At 72.3% G+C, this 21,714-nt stretch carries 17 protein-coding genes; 7 read left to right on the forward strand and 10 right to left on the reverse strand.

Annotated elements, in window-relative coordinates; genetic code table 11:
* Nucleotides 1-161: 161 nt before the first annotated feature.
* Together gap and ACFYMP_RS21000 are read right to left on the reverse strand one after the other, a co-directional pair.
* Nucleotides 162-1,160: a type I glyceraldehyde-3-phosphate dehydrogenase gene (gene gap, locus ACFYMP_RS20995; protein ID WP_388859596.1), complete on the reverse strand. Its 999-nt coding sequence runs from the start codon at nt 1,158-1,160 to the stop codon at nt 162-164.
* 116 nt (nt 1,161-1,276) lie between these two features.
* Complete coding sequence (locus tag ACFYMP_RS21000; RefSeq protein WP_388859599.1) at nt 1,277-2,233, reverse strand: GlxA family transcriptional regulator; 957 nt, start codon at nt 2,231-2,233, stop codon at nt 1,277-1,279.
* A gap of 234 nt (nt 2,234-2,467) precedes the next feature.
* Between ACFYMP_RS21000 and ACFYMP_RS21005 the strand changes: the two genes are divergently transcribed.
* Nucleotides 2,468-3,250 (forward strand): MerR family transcriptional regulator, encoded by a 783-nt coding sequence (locus tag ACFYMP_RS21005; RefSeq protein ID WP_388859602.1) that lies wholly within the window; start codon nt 2,468-2,470, stop codon nt 3,248-3,250.
* Nucleotides 3,251-3,363: 113 nt separating this feature from the next.
* On the opposite strand, the gene ACFYMP_RS21010 is transcribed toward ACFYMP_RS21005, so the two are convergent.
* The 3 genes from ACFYMP_RS21010 to ACFYMP_RS21020 form a co-directional block, all read right to left on the reverse strand.
* A complete protein-coding gene (locus ACFYMP_RS21010; protein ID WP_388859605.1) occupies nt 3,364-5,550 on the reverse strand; it encodes a 3-hydroxyacyl-CoA dehydrogenase NAD-binding domain-containing protein in 2,187 nt (728 codons plus the stop codon).
* 65 nt (nt 5,551-5,615) lie between these two features.
* Nucleotides 5,616-6,830: an acetyl-CoA C-acetyltransferase gene (locus ACFYMP_RS21015; protein ID WP_388859608.1), complete on the reverse strand. Its 1,215-nt coding sequence runs from the start codon at nt 6,828-6,830 to the stop codon at nt 5,616-5,618.
* Between the two features lie 102 nt (nt 6,831-6,932).
* On the reverse strand, nt 6,933-8,069 hold the full coding sequence (locus ACFYMP_RS21020) for a CaiB/BaiF CoA transferase family protein (RefSeq protein ID WP_388859611.1): 1,137 nt from the start codon (nt 8,067-8,069) through the stop codon (nt 6,933-6,935).
* Nucleotides 8,070-8,220: 151 nt separating this feature from the next.
* On the opposite strand from ACFYMP_RS21020, the gene ACFYMP_RS21025 reads away from it, so the two are divergent.
* Nucleotides 8,221-8,670: a DUF523 domain-containing protein gene (locus ACFYMP_RS21025; protein WP_388859614.1), complete on the forward strand. Its 450-nt coding sequence runs from the start codon at nt 8,221-8,223 to the stop codon at nt 8,668-8,670.
* A gap of 42 nt (nt 8,671-8,712) precedes the next feature.
* Here ACFYMP_RS21025 and ACFYMP_RS21030 read toward each other — a convergent pair whose 3' ends face one another.
* On the reverse strand, nt 8,713-9,411 hold the full coding sequence (locus tag ACFYMP_RS21030) for an endonuclease V (RefSeq protein ID WP_388859617.1): 699 nt from the start codon (nt 9,409-9,411) through the stop codon (nt 8,713-8,715).
* A 264-nt stretch (nt 9,412-9,675) separates the two neighbouring features.
* Between ACFYMP_RS21030 and ACFYMP_RS21035 the strand changes: the two genes are divergently transcribed.
* Nucleotides 9,676-10,086 (forward strand): SsgA family sporulation/cell division regulator, encoded by a 411-nt coding sequence (locus ACFYMP_RS21035; RefSeq protein ID WP_388859620.1) that lies wholly within the window; start codon nt 9,676-9,678, stop codon nt 10,084-10,086.
* A 209-nt stretch (nt 10,087-10,295) separates the two neighbouring features.
* Nucleotides 10,296-11,273, forward strand: coding sequence for an acyl-ACP desaturase (locus ACFYMP_RS21040; RefSeq protein ID WP_388859685.1), 978 nt, complete (start codon nt 10,296-10,298; stop codon nt 11,271-11,273).
* 135 nt (nt 11,274-11,408) lie between these two features.
* Here the strand turns inward: ACFYMP_RS21040 and ACFYMP_RS21045 are convergent, their stop codons facing one another.
* Nucleotides 11,409-11,657 carry a WhiB family transcriptional regulator gene (locus ACFYMP_RS21045; protein WP_388859623.1) on the reverse strand — a complete coding sequence of 83 codons (249 nt, stop codon included), beginning with the start codon at nt 11,655-11,657 and terminating at the stop codon, nt 11,409-11,411.
* Between the two features lie 474 nt (nt 11,658-12,131).
* Between ACFYMP_RS21045 and ACFYMP_RS21050 the strand changes: the two genes are divergently transcribed.
* Nucleotides 12,132-13,352, forward strand: a complete 1,221-nt coding sequence (locus ACFYMP_RS21050) for a glycoside hydrolase family 64 protein (protein ID WP_388859626.1) — start codon at nt 12,132-12,134, stop codon at nt 13,350-13,352.
* Between the two features lie 86 nt (nt 13,353-13,438).
* Here ACFYMP_RS21050 and ACFYMP_RS21055 read toward each other — a convergent pair whose 3' ends face one another.
* Entirely contained in the window at nt 13,439-14,503 is a 1,065-nt protein-coding gene (locus tag ACFYMP_RS21055; RefSeq protein WP_388859629.1) for a multicopper oxidase domain-containing protein, read from the reverse strand.
* A 199-nt stretch (nt 14,504-14,702) separates the two neighbouring features.
* On the opposite strand from ACFYMP_RS21055, the gene ACFYMP_RS21060 reads away from it, so the two are divergent.
* Both ACFYMP_RS21060 and ACFYMP_RS21065 read left to right on the forward strand, forming a co-directional pair.
* Nucleotides 14,703-17,207 carry a ThuA domain-containing protein gene (locus ACFYMP_RS21060; RefSeq protein WP_388859632.1) on the forward strand — a complete coding sequence of 835 codons (2,505 nt, stop codon included), beginning with the start codon at nt 14,703-14,705 and terminating at the stop codon, nt 17,205-17,207.
* A 3-nt stretch (nt 17,208-17,210) separates the two neighbouring features.
* On the forward strand, nt 17,211-19,448 hold the full coding sequence (locus ACFYMP_RS21065) for an OmpL47-type beta-barrel domain-containing protein (protein WP_388859635.1): 2,238 nt from the start codon (nt 17,211-17,213) through the stop codon (nt 19,446-19,448).
* Between the two features lie 4 nt (nt 19,449-19,452).
* Here ACFYMP_RS21065 and ACFYMP_RS21070 read toward each other — a convergent pair whose 3' ends face one another.
* Both ACFYMP_RS21070 and ligD read right to left on the reverse strand, forming a co-directional pair.
* Entirely contained in the window at nt 19,453-20,610 is a 1,158-nt protein-coding gene (locus ACFYMP_RS21070) for an ABC transporter permease (protein ID WP_388859638.1), read from the reverse strand.
* A gap of 7 nt (nt 20,611-20,617) precedes the next feature.
* Nucleotides 20,618-21,673, reverse strand: a complete 1,056-nt coding sequence (ligD, locus tag ACFYMP_RS21075) for a non-homologous end-joining DNA ligase (protein ID WP_388859641.1) — start codon at nt 21,671-21,673, stop codon at nt 20,618-20,620.
* Between the last annotated feature and the right edge of the window lie 41 nt (nt 21,674-21,714).

The following is a 21,714-nucleotide window of genomic DNA, read 5'->3' on the forward strand; positions in this document are numbered from 1 at the left end:
GCCGCGGGGGGGCCCCCCCCCCCCGGGGCCCCGGGCCCGCCGGGGGGGGGGGGGCCCGGCCCCCGCCGGGCCCGGGGGGGGGGGGGCCGGCCCCCCCGCGGCGCGAACGGGCGGTGCCGGCGAGGCGGCCCTCGCGCGGGCCGTCCCGCCCCGGCCCCCCGTCAGCCGGCGGCGAGGAGTTCGAGCGTGTCGATCACGCGGTTCGAGAAGCCCCACTCGTTGTCGTACCAGGCGACCACCTTGACGTGGCGGCCGTCGACGCGGGTGAGCGCCGAGTCGAAGACCGAGGAGGCCGGGTTGCCCGTGATGTCGGAGGAGACGAGCGGGTCCTCCGAGTACTCCAGCACCCCCGCGAGCGGTCCGTTCGCCGCGTCGCGGTACGCCGCCAGGACGTCCTCGCGCGTCACCTCGCGGGCGACGGTCGTGTTGAGTTCGACGATCGATCCCACCGGGACCGGCACGCGGATCGAGTCACCCGACAGCTTGCCGTCGAGCTTGGGCAGCACGAGGCCGATCGCTTTGGCGGCGCCGGTCGTGGTGGGCACGATGTTGACGGCGGCCGCGCGGGCGCGGCGGGCGTCGCGGTGCGGGCCGTCCTGCAAGTTCTGCTCCTGCGTGTAGGCGTGCACCGTCGTCATGAAGCCGTGCTCGATGCCCGCGAGATCGTCGAGCACCGAGGCCAGCGGCGCGAGCGCGTTGGTGGTGCACGAGGCGTTCGAGACGATCGTGTGCGCGGCCGGGTCGTAGGTGTCGCTGTTCACCCCGTAGGCGAGGGTGACGTCGGCGCCGTCCGCGGGCGCGCTGATCAGTACCCTCTTCGCGCCCGCGTCGAGGTGGGCGCGGGCGGCCTTGGCCGAGGTGAAACGGCCGGTCGCCTCCAGTACGAGGTCGACACCGAGCGCGGCCCACGGAAGCCGCGCCGGTTCACGCTCGGCGGTCACGGTGATCCGGCGGCCGTCGACGACGAGGGCGTCCCCGTCGACCGTGACCGGACGGCCGAGCCGGCCCGCCGTCGTGTCGTAGGCGAGCAGCCGCGCGAGGGTGGCGGGCTCCGTGAGGTCGTTGACGGCGACGATCTCCAGGTCGCTGTCGCGCTCCAGCAGGGCGCGCAGCACGTTGCGCCCGATGCGGCCGAATCCGTTGATGGCGAGGCGAGTCATGAGTGGTGCTCCTTCTGTCCCTGCGGCTTCACCTCCAGGCTCCCGCGTGGTGTCCGCCGGTGACAGCGGCGTGATCGCCAGGGTCCGTAAGGATTTCGCCAGGGGGTGGAGGGGGGCTATCGCCCCTGGGCGAAGGTGCGCCGGTACTCGCTCGGCGTGGTGTCGAGGATGCGCTGGAAGTGCAGCCGCAGGTTCGCGCCGGTGCCGAGGCCGACCTCGGCGGCGATCTGCTCGATGCCGCGCTGTGAACGCTCCAGCAGCTCACGGGCGACGTCGACACGGGCCCGCATGACCCACTGCATCGGCGTGTATCCCGTGTCCTCGGCGAAGCGCCGCGAGAAGGTGCGCGGGGACACCCCCGCGTGGCGGGCCAGCACGTCGAGGGTGAGGGGCTCGCCGAGCCGGTGCAGCGCCCACTCCCGGGTGGCGGCGAACCGCTCGCCGAGCGGCTCGGGCACGCTGCGCGGCACGTACTGCGCCTGACCGCCGCTGCGGTACGGGGCCGCCACCAGGCGCCTGGCCGCGTGGTTCGACGCGGACACCCCGAGGTCCCCGCGCAGGATGTGCAGGCACAGGTCGATGCCCGAGGCGGCGCCGGCCGAGGTCAGGACGCTGCCCTCGTCCACGAACAGCACGTTCGCGTCGACCCGGACGAGCGGACGCTTCGCCGCGAGGGCCCGTGTGTAGTGCCAGTGCGTGGTGGCGCGCCTTCCGTCGAGCAGGCCCGTGGCAGCGAGCGCGAAGGCCCCCGTGGAGATGGCGGCGAGCCGCGCGCCCCGTTCGTGGGCGGCGGTCAGCGCGTCGAGGACCGGCCGCGGCGGGTCCTCCCGGTCCGGGTGCCGGTAGCCGGGAACGAAGACGATGTCGGCCCACGCGAGAGCGTCGAGGCCGTGGGCGACGTGGTAGGCCAGGCCGTCGCCGCCGGTCACGAGACCGGGCGCCGCCCCGCACACGCGTACCTCGTACGGCATGCTCGCGCGGGTCGTGAACACCTGCGCGGGGATGCCGACGTCGAGGGGCTTCGCGCCTTCGAGCACGAGGACGGCGACGTGGTGGAGGGGCGAGGCTGGCACGGGGAAAGGGTACGTGGGGTGCGCGGCGGGGGTCCGGAGACGCGTCCCGGCCCCTCGCGTGGGAGGGAGGTTTGCCGACGGCCCGGCCGGTGGGTGCGGGCGCCCGCTCCCCCGCGCGCACGGTCGTCCCCCCGGACGCGGGCCCACCGTCTCTTTCACACCACTGGTGAGACAGCAATACTGTTTCACCAGTGGCGTGGTGCGGGTGACAGCCGGGAAGGCGTGGGAGAGGGCATGACGAGCGAGAGGGACACCGTGACGGCCGGGCCGGCGCTCACGGTCGACGAGCTCGCGGCACGGGCCGGGGTCACGGTGCGCACCCTCCGCTTCTACGGCACCCGGGGGTTGCTGCCGCCGCCCCGGATCGGTCCGCGCCGGGTCGGGCACTACGGGCAGGACCACCTCGCGCGCCTCGCGCTGATCGAGGACCTGCGGGGGCAGGGGATGACGCTCGCCGCTATAGAGCGGTACGTGGAGCGCCTGCCCGAGGGCACCACGGCGCAGGAACTCGCCATCCACCGGGCCGTCGTGGCCTCCTGGCTGCCGGACGGCACGAGCGAGTGCTCCAGGGCCGAGGCGGAGGAACAGGTCGGCAGGAAGCTCACCGGGGAGGACCTGCGCAGGCTTGAGGCGATGGGCGTGCTCACCCCGCTGCCGCCGGACACCACCGGGCCGGGGGCGGGCGTGGAGAGGTACGCGCTGGACGCGGGTCTCCTACGGCTCGGGGCGCGGCTGCTCGACCTGCCCTTGTCGCTGGACGCGATCCGCTCCGCGCGCTCCCTGCTGCTGGACCACGCGGCACGCACCGCCCACGAGTTGGCCGCGCTGTTCAAGGCCGAGGTGAGCGAGGCACCGGCGGGCGCGGCGCGTTCGCTGTCGGCCCATATGCAGCCGATCGTCCTGCAAGCCCTTCTGACGGCCTTCCAGCGTTCCTTGAGCGCCGAGCTGCGTGGCGCGCTCACGAAGGCCGGCGACGACGGGGAGCGGGAGAGCGGGCGGCACGGAACACCGCGCTGAACGGGGCTCCGGGCCTGGGGCTTCGGGGTGGTGCCCCCTGGCCCCCGGCCCGGTGCCGGCCCGCCCGGTGCAGGCCCACCCGGTGCGAGCCCGCCGGTCCGCACCCGCCCGGTTCAGGCCGCGTCGGTGTACCGCTCGCCCCGTTCGGCCTTGGCGACGAGGGAGGCGGGTGGGGTGAAGCGCTCCCCGTAGGCGGCGGCCAGCTCGCGGGCACGGCGCACGAAGCCGGCCGGGCCGCCCTCGTAGCCGTTGACGTACTGGAGGACGCCGCCGGTCCAGCCGGGGAAGCCGATGCCGAGGAGGGAGCCGACGTTGGCCTCGGCGACGGAGGTGAGGACGCCCTCGTCCAGGAGGCGCACGGTGTCGAGGGCCTCGGCGAACAGCATGCGTTCCTGCATGTCGCGGAAGGGGAGGCGGGTGCCGGGCCGGGTGAAGTGCTCGCGCAGTCCCGGCCAGAGCCCGGCGCGCTCCCCCTCGGCGGTGTAGTCGTAGAAGCCGGCTCCCCCGCCGCGTCCGGGGCGGCCGAACTCCTCGACCATGCGGTCGATCACCGCGTCGGCGGGGTGCGGGGTCCAGGTGCCGCCCGCCGCCTCCACGGCCGCGCGGGTCTCCTCGCGGATCTTTCGGGGCAGGGTGAGCGTCAGCTCGTCCATGAGGGAGAGGACCTTGGCCGGGTAGCCGGCCTGCGCGGCGGCCTGCTCCACGGAGGACGGTTCGATACCCTCGGCGACCATCGCGACGCCCTCGTTGAGGAACTGCCCGATGACGCGGGAGGTGAAGAAGCCGCGCGCGTCGTTGACCACGATGGGCGTCTTGCGGATCTGCCGTACGAGGTCCACGGCGCGGGCCAGCGCCTCGTCCCCGGTGCGCTCGCCCTTGACGATCTCGACCAGGGGCATCTTGTCCACGGGCGAGAAGAAGTGCAGCCCGATGAAGTCGGTGGGCCGCTCGACGCCCTCGGCGAGCGCGGTGATGGGCAGGGTCGAGGTGTTGGAACACAGCAGGGCGTCGGGGGCCACGAGGCCCTGGATCTCCTGGAACACCCGCTGCTTGAGCGCGGTGTTCTCGAAGACGGCCTCGATCACCGCGTCACAACCCGCGAGGTCCTCGGGGTCGGCGGTCGGGGTGATGCGGGCGAGGAGCGCGTCGCGCTCCTCCTCGGTGGTGCGTCCGCGCCGTACGGCCTTGTCGAGCAGTTCGCGCGCGTGCTCCTTGCCCCTGGCCGCCGCCTGTGCGCTCACGTCCTTGAGGACGACCTCGATCCCCGCGCGGGCGCAGGCGTGGGCGATGCCCGCGCCCATCATCCCGGCGCCCAGCACAGCGGCCCTGCGTACGGTGCGCGGGGCGACGTCCTGGGGGCGCGCGGCACCGGAGTTGACGGCCTGGAGGTCGAAGAAGAACGCCTGGATCATGTTCTTCGCGGTCTGCCCGGTGACCAGTCCGGTGAGGTAGCGGGTCTCGATGGTCAGGGCGGTGTCGAGGTCGACCTGGGAGCCCTCGACGGCCGCCGCCATGATCGCGCGCGGCGCGGGGTAGGGCGCGCCGCCGGTCTGTTTGCGGAGGTTGGCGGGAAAGGCGGGCAGGTTCGCGGCGAACTTCGGCTGGGCCGGGGTGCCGCCGGGGATGCGGTACCCCGGGGTGTCCCAGGGCTGGCGGGACTCGGGGTGCGCGTCGATGAAGGCGCGGGCCCGCGCGAGCAGTTCCCCCGGGCTGTCGACCACCTCGTCGACGAGCCCGTTGTCGAGGGCGCGGCGCGGCGTGTGGCGCGTGCCCTGGAGGAGGACCTTGAGGAGGGCGTCGGCGATGCCGAGGAGGCGGACGGTGCGGGTGACGCCGCCGCCTCCGGGGAGCAGGCCGAGGGTGACCTCGGGCAGGCCGATCCTGGAGCCGGGCGCGTCGAGGGCGACGCGGTGGTGGCAGGCGAGGGCGATCTCGTAACCGCCGCCCAGCGCGGCGCCGTTGATCGCGGCGACGACGGGTTTGCCGAGGGTCTCGATGCGGCGCAGGGCTCGTTTGAGTGCCTGGGCCTCGTCGAAGAAGCGCTGGGCGTCCTCGGGGCGGACGGCGAGCAGGTCGTGCAGGTCGCCGCCCGCGAAGAAGGTCTTCTTGGCGGAGGTGAAGACGATGCCGCGGATGCTGTCGGCCTCGGCCTCGGCGCGGTCGGCGACGGCCTCGATCGCCGAGCGGAAGGCGGCGTTCATGGTGTTGGCCGACTGGCCGGGATCATCGAGGACGAGGGTGACGACGCCGGTCTCGTCCTGTTCCCAGCGGATGGCGGGGGCGTGGTGGGTGTCGCTCATGGTGGAGGGGCTCCGTTGGGGTTCCGGTGGCGGGCAGGCGCCGTGCGGTCGGGGACGCCGTGCGGTCAGAGGCGTTCCACGACGGTGGCGACGCCCATGCCGCCGCCCACGCACAGGGTCGCGAGGCCGTAGCGCAGCTCGCGCCGTTCGAGTTCGTCCACGAGGGTGCCCAGCAGCATCGCGCCGGTCGCGCCGAGCGGGTGGCCGAGGGCGATGGCGCCGCCGTTGACGTTGATCCGGTCGAGGGGGAGGTCCATGTCGCGGGCGAAGCGCAGGACCACGGCGGCGAAGGCCTCGTTCATCTCGACCAGATCGAGGTCGGCCGCGGTGAGCCCGGCCTTGGCGAGGGCCTTGCGGGAGGCGGGCGCGGGGCCGGTGAGCATGATGGTGGGGTCGGAGCCGGACACGGCGGCGGAGACGATACGGGCCCGCGGCCGCAGTCCGTACCGCTGTCCGACCTCCTCGCTGCCGATCGCGACGATCGCTGAACCGTCCACGATGCCGGAGGAGTTGCCGGCGTGGTGGACGTGGTCGATCTTCTCGACCCAGTGGTACTTCTGGAGCGCGACGGCGTCGAATCCGCCGAGTTCGCCGATGTCGGCGAAGGAGGGCTTCAGCTTCGCGAGGCTGTCGGCGGTGGTGCCGGGCCGCGGGTGCTCGTCGTGGTCGAGGACGACGAGTCCGTTGCGGTCGCGCACGGGGACCACGGACTTGTCGAAGCGGCCCTCCTTCCACGCGGTGGCGGCCCGTTCCTGGGACAGGGCCGCGTACTCGTCCACGTCGCGGCGGCTGAAGCCCTCGATGGTCGCGATGAGGTCGGCGCCGATGCCCTGCGGGACGAAGCCCGTGTCGAGGTTGGTCATCGGGTCCATCGCCCAGGCCCCGCCGTCGGAGGCCATGGGCACCCGGGACATGGACTCGACACCGCCCGCCAGCACGAGGTCCTCCCAGCCCGAACGGATCTTGGCGGCGGCCATGTTGACGGCTTCGAGGCCGGAGGCGCAGAACCTGTTCTCCTGGACGCCGGCGACGGTGTCGGGCAGCCCGGCGGCGACGGCCGCGATCCGCGCGATGTCGGACCCCTGGTCACCGAGGGGGCTGACGACGCCGAGGACGATGTCGTCGATCGCGGCCGGGTCGAGTCCGGGCAGCCGGCGGCGCAGTTCGTGCAGGAGGCCGACGACGAGGTCGACGGGCTTGGTGCCGTGCAGGGCGCCGTTCGCCTTGCCGCGTCCGCGCGGGGTGCGGATCGCGTCGTAGACATACGCTTCGGTGGTCACAACAGCAGCCTTTCTCGGCCGGTGGTTCGCGGTCGGGCGGGGGCCAGGGGCCTGGCCGACAGCGCGCGTCTGCCGCGCGACCGCGGGCGCCCCTGCGCCTGGTCAGGCAAACCCCGGGTGGGGCAGTTCCCAGTCCCTGGCGACGGAGGCGTTGTCCGCGCCGGGCAGCGCGGGCGCGCCGGGCGGGGCGGCGGGGGTCGCGGAGAAGCGGGGCGCGGGCGCGGGCTGGTGGACGCCGCCCGCCTCGGTGAAGGTGCCGCGCGCGGCGAGGTGGGGGTGGTGCGGGGCCTCCCGCAGGGACAGGACGGGGGCGACGCACGCGTCGGAGTCCGCGAAGACCTCGGTCCACTCGGCGCGGGTGCGGGTCCTGAAGGCGCGGGCGATCTCGGCGCGCAGTTCCTCCCAGCGTCCGAAGTCGGCGCGGCCGGGAGCGGTGTCCTCGATGCCGAGCAGGCGGACGAACTCGGCGTAGAACCGCTTCTCCAGCGCGCCGACGGCCATGTACTGCCCGTCGGCGGTCTCGTAGGAGCCGTAGAAGGGGCTGCCGCCGTCCAGGAGGTTGGTGCCGCGCCGGTCCTGCCAGCCACCGGCCGCCATCATGCCGTGCAGCATCGTGGTGAGGTGGGCGGCGCCGTCGACGATCGCGGCGTCCACGACCTGCCCCTCGCCGGTGCGTTCGGCGTGCCGCAGGGCGGAGAGCAGGCCGACGACGAGGTAGAGGGAGCCGCCCGCGAAGTCGCCGAGCAGGTTGGCGGGGAAGGCGGGGGGCTCGTCCGCGCGCCCGGCGAGGCCCAGCGCGCCGGTGGGGGCGAGGTAGGCGATGTCGTGTCCGGCGCGTCCGGCGAGGGGCCCCTCCTGTCCCCAGCCGGTCATCCGCCCGTAGACGAGCCGGGGGTTGCGCTCCAGGCACGGCTGGGGACCGATGCCGAGGCGTTCGGCGACTTGGGGCCGGTAGCCCTCGATCAGGAGGTCGGCGCGCTCGACGAGGGCGAGGACCTGTTCGGCTCCGTCCCCGGACTTGAGGTCGACCAGGACGGAGCGTTTGCCGCGGTTGGTGAGGTCCTGGGCCGGGTCCATGCCGAGGGCCTGCTTGCCCGGCCGGTCCACGCGGACGACGTCGGCGCCGAGGTCGGCGAGGAGCATCGCGGCGAAGGGGCCGGGCCCGATCCCGGCGAGTTCCACGACGCGCACCCCGGCCAGGGGGCCGCCGCGCGGTCCGCGCGTGCTTGCTGCTGTCATCCCGGGCATGCCCCCAGCGTTGTGACACAACTGATGTAACACCGGTGATGCTATGAACGCCGGGGGCCCGGCACAAGCCCCAAGAAAGCAAGCGCTCAGAAGTGTCGCCCGCGCCCGCGGCCCGCCGGGCCCCCGGCGCTACCGTGGGCCCATGGATGCCGTACTGGTCAGCGCGTGCCTGCGCGGGGTGCCGTGCCGTTTCGACGGGCGGGACAAGGCGGCCTCGGCGCTGCCCGGACTGCTCGCGGGGCGCCGCGCCGTGCCCTTCTGCCCGGAACAGGCGGGCGGCCTGCCGACCCCGCGCCGCCCGGCCGAACTGTCCGGGGGCGACGGCCACGCCGTGCTCGACGGCAGGGCGCGCGTGGTCGAGGACACCGGCCGCGATGTGACGGACGCCTTCGTCGAGGGCGCCCGACGCGCGCTCGCCGAAGCGCTGCGGGAGGGCTGCGCGGAGGCGGTGCTGATGCCGCGCAGCCCCTCCTGCGGCCGGGGCGCGGTGCACGACGGCTCCTTCGACGGGACGCTGGTCGAGGGGGACGGGGTCACGGCGGCGCTGCTGGAGCGGCACGGGATCGCGGTGCGCGGCGTGCCCGGTGTCTGAACGCGGCACTCGCCGGGCGCCCGGAGGGGACGGATCGCCCGGTCACCCGGCCCGGACCGCCTCCCGCAGCGCCCGCCGGCACAGGGCGTCGGCCCGGCGGGTGGTCTCGGGCAACCGGTAGCGCGGGGTCAGGGCGAGGGTGTGCGCGCAGGCGGTGTCGAGGCTCGTGCGGTGGCCGACGGACACGTGGACCGGTTTGACGCCGGTACGGGTGCGCAGCGCCCGGCCGACCTCCTCGCCGTCGTCGCCGCGCAGCGCGCTGAAGGCACCGCGTTCCTCGCCCGGGGCCTCGTAGGTGAAGGTGAACGGGTTCTTGGCGACACCGATGGTCGGCAGCCCGGTCAGGACACCGAGGTGGCTGGCGAGGCCGAAGCGGCGCGGGTGGGCGAGTCCGTAACCGTCGCACACGACGAGCCCGGGATCGGCGGACAGCCGGTCGAGCGCGGCGCGCACGGCGGGCACCTCGCGGAAGGCGAGCAGCCCGGGGACGTACGGGAAGGAGACGCGGTCCACGGCGGTCGCCGTGTCCACCACGGCGAGGCTCGACGCGTCGAGGACGACGGCCGCCGCGGCGACCAGATCGCGTGCGTCGTCGTAGGCCACGTCCACCCCCGTGACGTGGCCCCGGCCGGGCGGGGGCCCGGCCTCGTCCAGGACGAGCCGCTCGCGCAGCAGGTCCTGGGTCCGGCGCGCGGCCTCTTCGGTGCCCGGCCGGTCCTCGGCGTCCTCGTTCCTCACCACGGCCCGACTGTAGACGGTGAGCGGACGGGGGCCGCCGTGGTGCGGCGGCGGGCGGCTCGGGCGTGGAGCGCGGAGCGCCCGGGGCGGAAAACGGAGTGTTCGGCTCCGGATAAAGAGCGACGGTGACGCAGTTCACTAGGGGTTTCTGCGCACTGAATCCCTCATTCCGGCGTCTGAACAAGTGCCCGGTCCGTTCCGCCCGCGTCCGCAGTCGTGTCGCACCAGGCGTCGCCCGGATCCGTCGCCAGCGAGGGAGCAGGTTCCTTGTCCACTGTCATCGAACAAGCCGTCAGGGCCCGCGTGGTGGCCACCGCCGCCATGCCGACCGTCGAGGCCACTCTCCGCTACGACCTGAGCGACCCCTACGCCGTCCGCATCGACTTCCCCGCCTCCGCGACCCTGGAAGGCACCGAGGTGACCTGGGTCTTCGCCCGCGACCTGCTCTCGGAGGGCCTCCGGGAGGCGGCCGGACTGGGGGACGTACGCGTACGTCCCTACGGGTACGAACGCACCGTTCTCGAGTTCCACGCCCCGGAGGGCATGGCGGTGGTCCACCTGTACAGCGCCGAGCTGCGTCTCTTCCTGCGGCGCACGGACTCCCTCGCGCCGCGCGGGGCCGAGCCGCCGCGGGTCGACCTCGACCGCTGCCTCGCGGAATTGATGGGGAACGGCTGAGAAGCCGCGTCCGGGGAAGGCGAGAGGAACGCCGGACGAAAGCCACGCCGCGGCGCGCCGCACCTCCGGGTGCGGAGGGCAGCTCTTACGGCACATTTAACCTACGGTCTCGTAACCTACGATTCCGTAGGTACCCGCGTTCCCGAGCGCGGCGACCGGCGACCGCTCCCCCTGTCCCCATCCTCCCGTCCCCAGGAGACCCCGTGACGATCATTTCCCCCCGCTCGGCCCCCGGCACCTCGTCCGACTGGAACGACGCGCGCCTGCTGTACGCCCTGGAGGAAGTGGTCGAGAGAGAGCTGAACCGGCACCTCAAGGTCGCCAAGGACTGGATGCCGCACGAGTACGTGCCGTTCGGCGAGGCGCGGAACTACCCCGGTTTCTTCGAGGACGGCGAGCCCTGGGACAAGAGCCAGTCGAAGGTCACCGACGTCGGGCGCATCGCTCTCGTCGTCAACCTGCTCACCGAGGACAACCTGCCGAGCTACCACCACGAGATCGCGACCCTGTTCGGCCGCGACGGCGCGTGGGGCACCTGGGTGCACCGCTGGACGGCGGAGGAGGGCCGGCACGGCATCGTGATGCGCGACTACCTGCTCGCCTCCCGGGCCGTCGACCCGGACGAGCTGGAACGGTTCCGCATGGCTCACATGAGCGAGGGCTTCACCTCGGACAACGCGCACTCGATGCTGCACTCGGTGGCCTACGTCGCCTTCCAGGAGCTGGCCACCCGCGTCTCGCACCGCAACACCGGCCACCAGTCGGGCGATCCGGTGTGCGACCGGATGCTGGCGCGGATCGCGACCGACGAGAACCTGCACATGGTCTTCTACCGGAACCTGCTGAAGGCCGCCTTCGAGCTGACGCCCGACCTCACGATGCGGGCGGTACGGGACGTCGTGGTGGGCTTCCGGATGCCCGGCCACGGGATGCCCGGCTTCGAGCGGGCGGCGGCCCAGATGGCGATCGGCGAGGTCTACAACCTGCGCATCCACCACGACGACGTGCTCCAGCCGGTGCTGCGCTACCTGAAGGTCCTGGAGATCGACGGCCTCGGGCCCGAGGGCCTGGCGGCCCAGGAGGAGCTGGGGCTGTTCATGGGCGGGCTCGACGCGCAGGCGGCCACCTTCGACGAGAAGCTCGCCGCCCGCAAGGCCCGGATGGCCGCCCGCGCGGCGGCCCGGTAGACCGGCGCGCGACCGGTCCCCACCGGCTCGGCCCTCCCCGGTCAGGACTGGGGAGGGCCTTTCGCCTTTCACCTTTCACCTCGGACGGGGCAGGGGGTTTCCCGACACCTGGGACCCGACTCCACACCCGGGGTCTCAGCCCTGGCGCAGGACGCGCAGGCGTTTGCGCTCCTTCTCCGAGAGCCCGCCCCACACGCCGTAACGCTCGTCCTGCCGCAGCGCGTACTCCAGGCAGTCCCTGCGGATCGTGCAGGAACGGCAGATCCGTTTGGCCTCCCGCACCGAGCTGCCGGGTTCGGGGAAGAAGAACTCCGTGCCGATCTGGGCGCACAGGGCGCCCTCCTGCCAGCCCGGCTCCGTCGTGGCCACGATGTCCAAGTACATACGGGGATGGTGCCGCCCCCGGCGAAACAGTCGCTCAACGATCGCTCAACGCCTGTGCGCGCGGCCGTCGGCGCCGGACCGGCGCCCGCCGCACCGGCCCGGCGCCGATCAGATGCCGTGCGGGCGGGGGCGGTATTCACCGCCGGGCCCCTGTGGCGTCGCGGTCGGGGATCCGCACACCGGGTGCCCTCGCGGTCGCGGGACGAGGAGGGAGACGGTGACGGGGCCGCCGTCACCGAGTCCGGCAGCACCTGCGCGCGCCCGCTTCCCGGGCTGGGCGCAGGGGTTCCCCTCCCGTGGAAGTCGCGCCAACCCCCCTCCCGGGTCGCCACCTTGTGAAGGCATTCCGCCCCTTCCGGCTCGTGCGCGCACAACTCTTGACGAGCTGTTCGCCCCGCCGGAAGAGTGGGGACACCCGCGGGCCCCCACAGCTCCTCCCTTCCCGCGGGTCCCCCACGGCTTCCAGGAGGACGCGTGCTCTCACGCAGACTGTTTCTGACCGGCGCGGCGGCCACCGCCGCGGCGCTCACCACCCCGCTGTGGACCCCGGCCGGGCCCGCGGGCGCCGCCCCCGAGACCTGCGAGCTGGCTCTGGAGAACACCTCCCTGCCCGGACAGGTGAACGCCTACGTGACCGGGCACGCCTTCCCGGGCGGCGAGTGGACCATGCTGCGCGCCGACGGCAGCGTCTACCACCCCGAGGAGCCTCCGGCCGCCGGCACTCCCCTGCCGGTGGACTGCGCGATCCCGCTGCCCGCCGCCGGGGCGGGCCCCGTCGTCCTCACGCTGCCGCGGCTGTTCGGCGCCCGGGTGTACTTCGTGCGCGACGACGAGCTGGAGTTCCTCGTGAACCCGGGCCCGGCGATCGTCGAGCCCGCCTTCGCGACGAGCACCGACCCGAACTACGAAAAGGTGTGGTCCTTCTGCGAGTTCACCTTCAACGACACGCAGTTGTACGCGAACATCAGCTATGTCGACCTCGTGACCTCGCTGCCGATCGGGCTGAGGCTGGAGGGTGACGCGAGCAGGACGGTCGCCCCGCTGCCGGACGGCGCGGTGCAGGCCATCGCGGACGACCTCGTCGCACAGTCCGAGAAGGACGGGCAGCCCTGGGACTCGCTCGTGCTGCGCGGCGGCGACGGCCAGATCCTGCGCGCCGTCTCCCCGCAGACGGTCATGGCCCCGTACTTCGACCGGCCCGAGGAGATGCCCTTCCGGGACGTGTGGGGCGGCTATGTGGACCGGGTGTGGGACAAGTACCGCTCCGAGGACCTGAGCATCGACCTCCAGGGCGGCCGCGGGGTGCTGGCCGGCCGGGTCGGCGGCGACGACGTGCTGACCTTCGAGGGCGGGCACACCTTCGTCAAGCCCGGGTCGGCGGACATCTTCACGTGCGACCACGGGCCCTTCACGAACAACCCCTCGGACAACGACGACAAGAAGGGCCTGCTCGCCCGGCTCGCGGCCGGCTTCAACCGCAGCACGCTGCTGACCCACCCCGATCAGCCCGGCGGGGGCAGCGACGACTACTACCGGGACGCGGTGACCAACCACTGGTCGCGTGTCGTGCACGCCAACTCGCCGATCGGGTACGCCTTCCCGTACGACGACGTGCGTCCGGACGGTGAGCCCGACGTGTCGGGGGCGGCGAACGACGGCAACCCCCGGCGCTTCACGGTGTCCGTGGGCTCCTGAACCACCCGCCGCCCCCGGTCCCGCACCGGCCCGGGGCGGCGGCCTGTCGCGGGGCGGACCGGCGGGCCGGGCCGCCCCACGGCACGTCACATCGCGTGCCCGGCGTGCCCGGAGGCCGCGCCCTTCTTCGGGGCGGCCGCGTCCGGCGCGGTCTTCCTCGTGCCCGCGGTGTGCCCCTCGTGGCCCGGCACGGTGCCGTCCTCCTTGGCCACCAGGAACATCCCGGCCATGCCCATGTCGGAGTGCGACTGCACGTGGCAGTGGTACATCCAGGCGCCCGCCCCCACGCCCTCGCCGGCGATCACCTGGAAGCCGAAGGAGTCGGCCGGCCCGGTGATCTTGTTGTCGATGACGGGTGAGGGGTCCTCGGGGCCGGTCAGCAGCCCGGTGCGGTTGTCCGCCCAGCGGTGACCGTGCAGGTGGAACGTGTGGTAGTACTCGCCGTGGGTGATCATGACGATCTCCACGCGCTCCCCCACCGTGGCCTTGAAGTCGGGCCCGGTCTTGAGGTTGTTGATCGTCAGGTCGTTGAAGACGATCGTGTGGGTCCGGTCGGGCAGCAGATCGCCCTTGCGGCGCACCACCACTCCCCCGTAGAGCCCGTTGCGGATGCCGCCGGTGCCGTGGTCGGTGCCCACCACGTGGTCGTGGTAGTGCCAGTACCCGGCGCTGCCCGGCTGCCAGGTGCCGTCCGCGCGCCGCCCCGGCTTGTGGGTGCGCCAGGTGTACGTGCGGTGCCCGCCGGGCGGTACGTGACTGTTGCTCATGCGGGTGCCGTCGCTGCTGATCTCGTAGTCGAGGCCGTGCACGTGCAGGCTCGCGTCGACGTCCATGGTGTTCTCGAAGTCGATGTGCAGCGTGTCGCCCTCGTTCAGCTCGATGAGCGGGCCGGGGACGCTCGCCTTGCCCTTCTCCAGCCCGTAGCCCATCTGACCGCCCGCCAGCCGCTCGGCGTACAGGGTGATCCGGCGTACCGCGCCGCCGGCCGGGGCGGTCGGCGCGGTGACGGCCGCCTTGGCGCTGTCGCCCCCGTCCGAGGCCGCCGCGATCGTGGTGAGGCCGGCGGCCGCGGCCGCGCCTCCCACCAGCACACGCCGGTTGAACAGCCGTCTTCCGAAGCCTTCCGCCGAGCCCTCCGTCGCCGAAGCCATGATCGAACTCCCTTGCACGATTGGGGACTTGCGGGGCGCGTCAGGCCCCGGGGACGGGCACACGGTAGCCAAGGGATCTTCGTTTATCCACACTCAGGACAAAGTTTGTGCCATCTGGGTCATAGCTCTTGGCGTACCGCGAAAAGACGTCTAGCTTCGTCCGCGCTGTTGCTGTGACCGAGGAGGGGTGGGTGACCACATGCGGTTCACGCCGCACCAACGGGCCTGGAGCACTACGAGGCCCGGCACGGACAGACCGGCCGGACGCCGGGGACGACGACGCAGGGCCTGGGCGGCGGTGCTGCTCTCCGGCGCCGTGGCCACCGGACTGATGACCGGCAGCCCGGCCGGCGCGCAGTCGGGCCAGGCACTCGACCTGCCGTCACCACCAGGCGGTGACGAAGTGAAGGTACTGATCTACACCGGTACCGCCGGAGAGGAGTCCCCCGCCGTGGACGCGGGGATCGAGGCGATCGAGAAGATCGGCCAGAGCGGGCCAGCGGGCCAGCGGTTCTCGATCGAGGCCACCGCCAACGCGAAGGTGTTCACCAACGCGAAGAAGCTCGCCAAGATCAACTCCGTGGTCTTCCTGACCGGGGCCGGCGACGTACTCAACGCCGATCAGGAAGCGGGTCTTGAGTCCTACGTCAAGGCCGGCGGCGGATTCCTGGGCATCAACGACGCGGCGCGCACCGAGCCGTACTCCGACTGGTACACGGGCCTCATCGGCGCGCGTCCGGTCGAGGGGAGCGGGGCGAAGGCGCAGCGCGCCACCGTCGAGGTTGGCGACCGCACGAATCCGGCCACCCAGAGCCTGCCGCTGGAGTGGAAGCACCCCGACAAGTGGCTCAACTGGACCGAGAACCCGAGCGGCAAGGTCCACACCGTCGCCCGGGTGCGGGAGTCGACGTACACGCCGGGCACCGGGGCCAACGGCGCCGACCACCCGGTGTCCTGGTGCCGTGACTACGACGGCGGCCGTTCCTTCTACACCGGCATGGGCGGTACGGCGGAGAGCTTCGCGGAGTCCGACTTCCGCACGCACCTGCGCGGGGCGCTGCTGTGGACGACGCGTCTGGTACGCGCCGACTGCAAGGCCGCGATCGACTCCAACTACACGGCAGAGCGGCTGACCAAGGCCAACCAGCCGGGCGTCAACGACCAGATCGGTGAGCCGCACGGGCTGGTCACCGCCAAGGACGGCCGGGTCTTCTACATCGGCCGCGGCGGCAAGGACGCGAGCCAGCCGGTCGTGACGGACTGGAAGGACCCCGACGTCGGCAAGGGCGAGGGCGAGATCCACGTCTACGACCCGAAGACCAAGGAGGTCACGCTCGCCGGGAAGCTCACCGTCTTCGGCAACAAGGGCGGGGGCGACGAGCTGGTCAAGGTCGAGGAGGGGCTGCTCGGAATCGAGCTGGACCCGCGCTTCGAGGACAACGGCTGGATCTACCTGCACTACACGCCGCACTCGAAGCTGGACCGCGACAAGCAGATGGCGACCCGGCAGGTCTCGCGGTTCACCCTCAACAAGGCGACCAACAAGATCGACATGTCCTCGGAGAAGGTGCTGCTGTCCTGGCCGGTCCAGGTCCACTCGTGCTGCCACGCCGGCGGCGGGATGGCCTGGGACTCCAAGGGCAATCTGTACATCGCCGTCGGTGACAACAACTCCTCCCAGTTCAGCGACGGTTACTCGGGCAACAACCCGGAGCCGAACTACAAGGGCGTGTCCTTCGCGGACGCCCGGCGCACCGCGGGGAACACGAACAACCTCAACGGCAAGATCCTGCGCATCCACCCGGAGCAGGACGGCACCTACACCCTGCCGGAGGGCAACCTCTTCACCGGCAAGGAGACCGCCGAGGGCGGCGGCAAGACGCGGGGCGAGATCTACGTGATGGGCGTGCGCAACCCGGCGCGCATCTCGGTCGACAAGGCCACCGACACGCTGTACGCGGGCTGGGTCGGCCCGGACGCGGGCGCCCCGAGCGAGACCTGGGGCCCGGCGAAGTACGACACGTTCGCCGTCATCACCAAGGCGAGCAACCGCGGCTGGCCGTACTGCATGGGCAATAAGCAGCCCTACCGGGACCGCAATCTGCCCGATCCGAGCAAGCCGCTGGGCTGGTACGACTGCGACCACCCGAAGAACGAGTCGCCCAACAACGACGGGCTCGTGAACCTGCCGCCGGTGACCGGGAACAACATCTGGTACTCGCCGCAGGGTGGCGGCCCCGACTACCCGCGCAACGCGCAGGGCGTGCCCTCCTACAAGGAGAGCGAGGCCACCTACAAGCTGCCGTGGCTCAAGGGCGGCGGCCAGGCGGCCATGGACGGACCGGTGTACCGCTTCGACAAGAGCCTGTCCAGCAAGACCAAGTGGCCCGAGTACTGGGACGGCAAGTGGTTCGTCGGTGACCTCTACGACGACACGCAGCCCCGGCACGCGGTGCTGATGGACCCGAAGACGCAGGGCGAGGGCGGCATCCCGGTGCACGCCGAGTCCCTGAGGAAGATCGTCCCGGTGGGTCAGGGCGGCATCCGCAACCTCATGGACTGGAAGTTCGGTCCCGACGGTGCGCTGTACGTCCTCGACTACGGGCGTGGCTTCTTCACCTCGGACAAGGAGTCGGCGCTGTGGCGCGTCACCTACAAGGGCGGCGCCGCGACCCCGGCCGCCAACCAACTCGTGAGGAGGTAGACGGTGCGCGGACGTACGAGATCCCCTCTCCGTAGGCCGCCCCGGCCCCGGCTGCTGCTGGCGCTGATCGCCTCGGTCGGGCTGCTGCTCGGGCTGACCTCGACGGCGGCGCTGGGCCAGGAGCCGAAGGAGGCCGCCCCCAGGGCGGCCCAGGTGCTGACCTGGACCGCGGGCAACGACATCACGCACTACCTGTCGGCCCCGAAGACGGCGGTCGCGGGCCCCGCGACGATCGTCTTCGAGAACAGTGAGGCGACCGGCAACACGACCGGCATGCCGCACACACTCACCTTCGACGTCTCCAGCGAGGACTACAACAAGGACGTCAACCTCAACATCCTCGCCAACCCGAGTGACGCGGAGGGCGGCAAGCACACGGCCGAGGTGGTCCTCACCCCGGGCACCTACCGCTACCACTGCACGATCCCGGGCCACACCTCCATGACGGGCACCTTCGTGGTGACCGACGGCGGCGGTGGCGGGGACGACACGACCGCTCCGGAGACCTCCGCGAAGGTGACCGGCGACCAGAACGCGGACGGCGCCTACGTCGGCTCCGCCACGGTGACCGTCGAGGCCACCGACGCCGGTTCGGGCGTCGACACGATCGAGTACGCGATCGGCGCGGACGGCGACTGGCAGCCGTACACCACCCCGGTGGTGGTCGATCAGGTCGGTGATCAGGTGGTGCGCTACCGGGCCACCGACAAGGCCGGGAACGCGGCCGCTCAGAAGTCGGCCGAGTTCACGGTGGTGACCGGGTCGACCGACGACAAGACCCCGCCGGAGACCTCGGCGACCGTCGCCGGGGACCAGGACGAGGACGGCGCGTACCTCGGGATGGCGACCGTCACCGTGACGGCCTCCGACACCGGTTCGGGCGTCAACACCATCGAGTACGCGATCGGCGCCGACGGCGACTGGCAGCCGTACACCGGTCCGGTCATGGTGCACGAGGAGGGCGCGCACACCGTGCGCTACCGCGCGACGGACAAGGCGGGCAACGCCGCCGCCGAGAAGTCCGTGGACTTCACGGTGGTCGTACCGCCGGCCGAGGACACCACGGCTCCCGTCGTGGGCGCCGAGGTCAGCGGTTCGAAGAACTCCGACGGCGCCTACATCGGCTCGGCCAAGGTCACGCTGAGCGCGACCGACGACGACTCGGGGGTGGACACCGTCGAGTACTCCATCGACGAGGGCCCCTACCTGGCGTACGCGAAGCCGGTCGTCGTGGACCGGGTGGGGCGGCACACGCTCGCCTACCGGGCCACCGACAAGGCGGGCAACACCTCGCAGGCCGGCAAGGTGGTGCTGAGCGTCGTCCAGGGCGGCGGGGTGCCCGCTCCGGGCTGCGCCGAGTTCGACGAGCGCAAGACCGTGTTCGTGGGCACCGTCGACTCCGGGGTGCCCAACCGGATCACCGAGAACCGCTGCCGGATCAACGAGCGGATCGAGGACGAGAAGGACTGGACGTCCAACGCCCTGTTCCTCAAGCACGTCACCCAGGTGCTCGGCGAGCTGAAGGCCGAGAACGTCATCGACCAGCGCGAGCGCAAGGCGATCAACCAGGCCGCCAAGCAGTCCGGGATCGGCAAGCCCGGCCAGACCACCGGCTACCGCGACATCATGGACGGCAGCGAGAAGTCGTTCCAGAAGTGGGAGCAGGTGGGCGGGGGCCGGTTCGCCCTCAACGAGGACGGATCGATCACCAGCTCGAAGACGGTCGACGGGATGGGGATGCTGTGGTTCCCCGAGCGCAAGTACGACGACTTCTCGCTCAAGCTGCGCTTCCGTGACGACGCCGCGGCCGGAGCCAACGCCAACGGCGGGGTCTTCGTCCGCTTCCCGCAGGTGCACGACCACCCCGAGGAGCAGAGCCCGGAGTGGGTCGCGATCAAGTACGGCCACGAGATCCAGATCTTCGACTCGCCGGCCGGCGACATGTACAAGACCGGTTCGGTGTACGGCTTCGACCGGGTCGGCCTGGCCGGCGCCGGGGTCACCGAGAAGGGGACCTGGAACGACTACGAGGTCCGGGTCGTCGACCAGCACTTCAAGATCTTCCGCAACGGGGTGCTGATCAACGAGTTCGACAACACGGCGGGCCAGCAGTTCAACCCGCCGCGCGACGGTGACCCGGGCACGGACGGACGCCGTTACGCCTCCGGTTACATCGGGCTCCAGGTGCACAGCACCTCCGATGTGATCTCCTACCGCGACATCCGGATCAAGGAGCTGTAGGGGCTCAGGCCGCAGCGGTACTTCCGGCGGCCGTGGCCGTGTGCGCGGGCACACGGTCACGGCCGCCGGGGTGCCGGTGGCGCCAGATCCAGAACACCGCGCAGGACAGCAGGGCCCAGCCGGCCAGCACGAGGTACGGGAACAGGTGCTGGTGGCCGCGGAAGTACACGGCCGTGTGCTGGGCGTTGACCGAGGCTCCGGGCGGCAGCCACTGGCCGATGTGCCCGAGCACCGAGGGCAGCAGCGGCCAGGACACGGCCCCGCCCGAGGACGGGTTGCCCAGCAGCACCATGAGCCCCCAGGTCGGCAGCATCGCCCAGCGGCCGATGAGGGTGTTGAACATCGTGAAGACCATGCCGGACGTGAACATGGTGAACGCGAGGATCATCCAGGACTGGAGGAAGGGCAGGTCGAGGGCGCCCAGCCACCAGTCCACGACGGCGGCGATCACGAAGCCGCCGAGCAGCGAGTAGGCCACCGTGAAGGCGATGCGCTCGGCCGGGTTGAGGGCGCGGGCGTGCACGCTGAGCTGGATCGCGCCGACGAAGCCCACGATGACGGCGGCCAGCGAGATGTAGAACAGCGCGAGCCCGCGCGGGTCGCCGCTCTGCAGCGGTTTGAGGTCCCGTACGGTGACCGGCGTGCCGGCGGCCTTCCCGGCCCTGGGCGCCGCCTCCTCCAGGACCTGGGCCACGGACTGCCCGGAGGCACCGGAGACGTCGAGCCCCACGTGCCCGTCCTCGGCGCGCAGTACGGCGAACACCCGCTGTTCCTCGACGGCGTCCTTGGCGGCCGCGTCGTCCTCGTACGGCCGCAGGCTCACCCCCGCGTCCAGGGCCTGCTCCAGTCCGTCGACGAAGCGCCGGCCGCGCGGGGAGTCGAGGTCGCCGACGACGGCGACGGGGACGTGGCGCGGGGTGGGCTTGGCCATCGAGTACGTGTAGGAGCCGGCGAAGAGGCCCGCGGCGGCGGCGAGGATGAACACGAGCACGAGCGCGGGCAGGAACGGGGAGGCGCGGAAGTCCTCCCAGCGCTCGGCCCGGGTCGGGCGCCTGCCGTGGGCTCCGTGCGGTCCCTGGGCCGGTGGGGTGTCGCGGTGGGCGCCGGGCGCGGGCGTCGCGCGGCCGGTGCCTTCCGGATCGGACGGCTGTTCCTCGCTCATGGTGTGCTCAGGCCCCGTTCCCGTCGGTCCCGCCGGTCTCGCGGTGCCCGCCGTCCGGGTCCTGCCGGGCCCGGCTGGGCTGGACGCGGCGCGGCTCGCCCGGCATCTTCGGGTGGTCGGGCGGGTAGGGCAGGTCGCCGAGCCCGTGGTCGCGCTCGTCCTTGTCGGCGATCTCCAGCAGCGCGTCGAGGCGGTAGCGGTGCCCGTCCATGTCGGCGTGCACGTCGCCGTGCTCGCGGTAGCGGCCGGGCATCGTGGCGAGGTCGAAGTCGCGCGGGTCGCACACGGGCACCTCATCCCAGGTCAGGGGCGCGGAGACGGGGGCGTGCGGGCGGGCGCGCAGCGAGTAGGCGGCGGCGATGGTGCGGTCGCGGGAGTTCTGGTTGTAGTCGATGAAGATGCGCTCCCCGCGCTCCTCCTTCCACCAGTTGGTGGTGACCCTGCCCGGCATTCTGCGCTCCAGTTCACGCCCGGTGGCGATGGCGGCGCGGCGTACCGCGGTGAAGTCCCACTCGGGCTCGATGGGGACGAAGACGTGCAGTCCGCGTCCGCCGGAGGTCTTGGGCCAGCCGCGCAGCCCGAGTTCGTCGAGCAGCGCGTGCAGTTCCCGGGCGACGGCGACCGCGTCCTGGAAGTCGGTCCCGGGCTGCGGGTCGAGGTCGAGGCGCAGTTCGTCGGGGTGGTCGGTGTCGTCCTTGCGCACGGCCCAGGGGTGGAAGACGAGCGCGCCGAGGTTGGCGGCCCACAGGATCGCTCCGGGTTCCTCGGGGCACATCTCGTCGGCGGAGCGGCCACTGGGGAAGGCGATGTGGGCGGTGCCGATCCAGTCGGGCAGGTTCTTCGGAGCGCGTTTCTGGAAGAAGGACTCCCCGGTGACGCCTTCGGGGTAGCGCTCCAGGGTGGTGGGGCGGTCGCGCAGGGCCCGGGTCATGCCCTCGCCGACCGCGAGGTAGTAGAGGGCGACGTCCATCTTGGTGAACCCGCGCTCGGGGAAGTAGACCTTGTCGGGGCTGGACAGCCGTACCGTGCGTCCCCGTGCCGTCAGTTCCACCGCTTCTGCCATGGTCGCCACCGTAGGTCGCACGCGCGAAAGCCGCATATCGG

Origin of the sequence: Streptomyces sp. NPDC007088 (assembly GCF_042869355.1) — a bacterium.
In the GTDB taxonomy this organism is placed as follows: Bacteria; Actinomycetota; Actinomycetes; order Streptomycetales; family Streptomycetaceae; genus Streptomyces.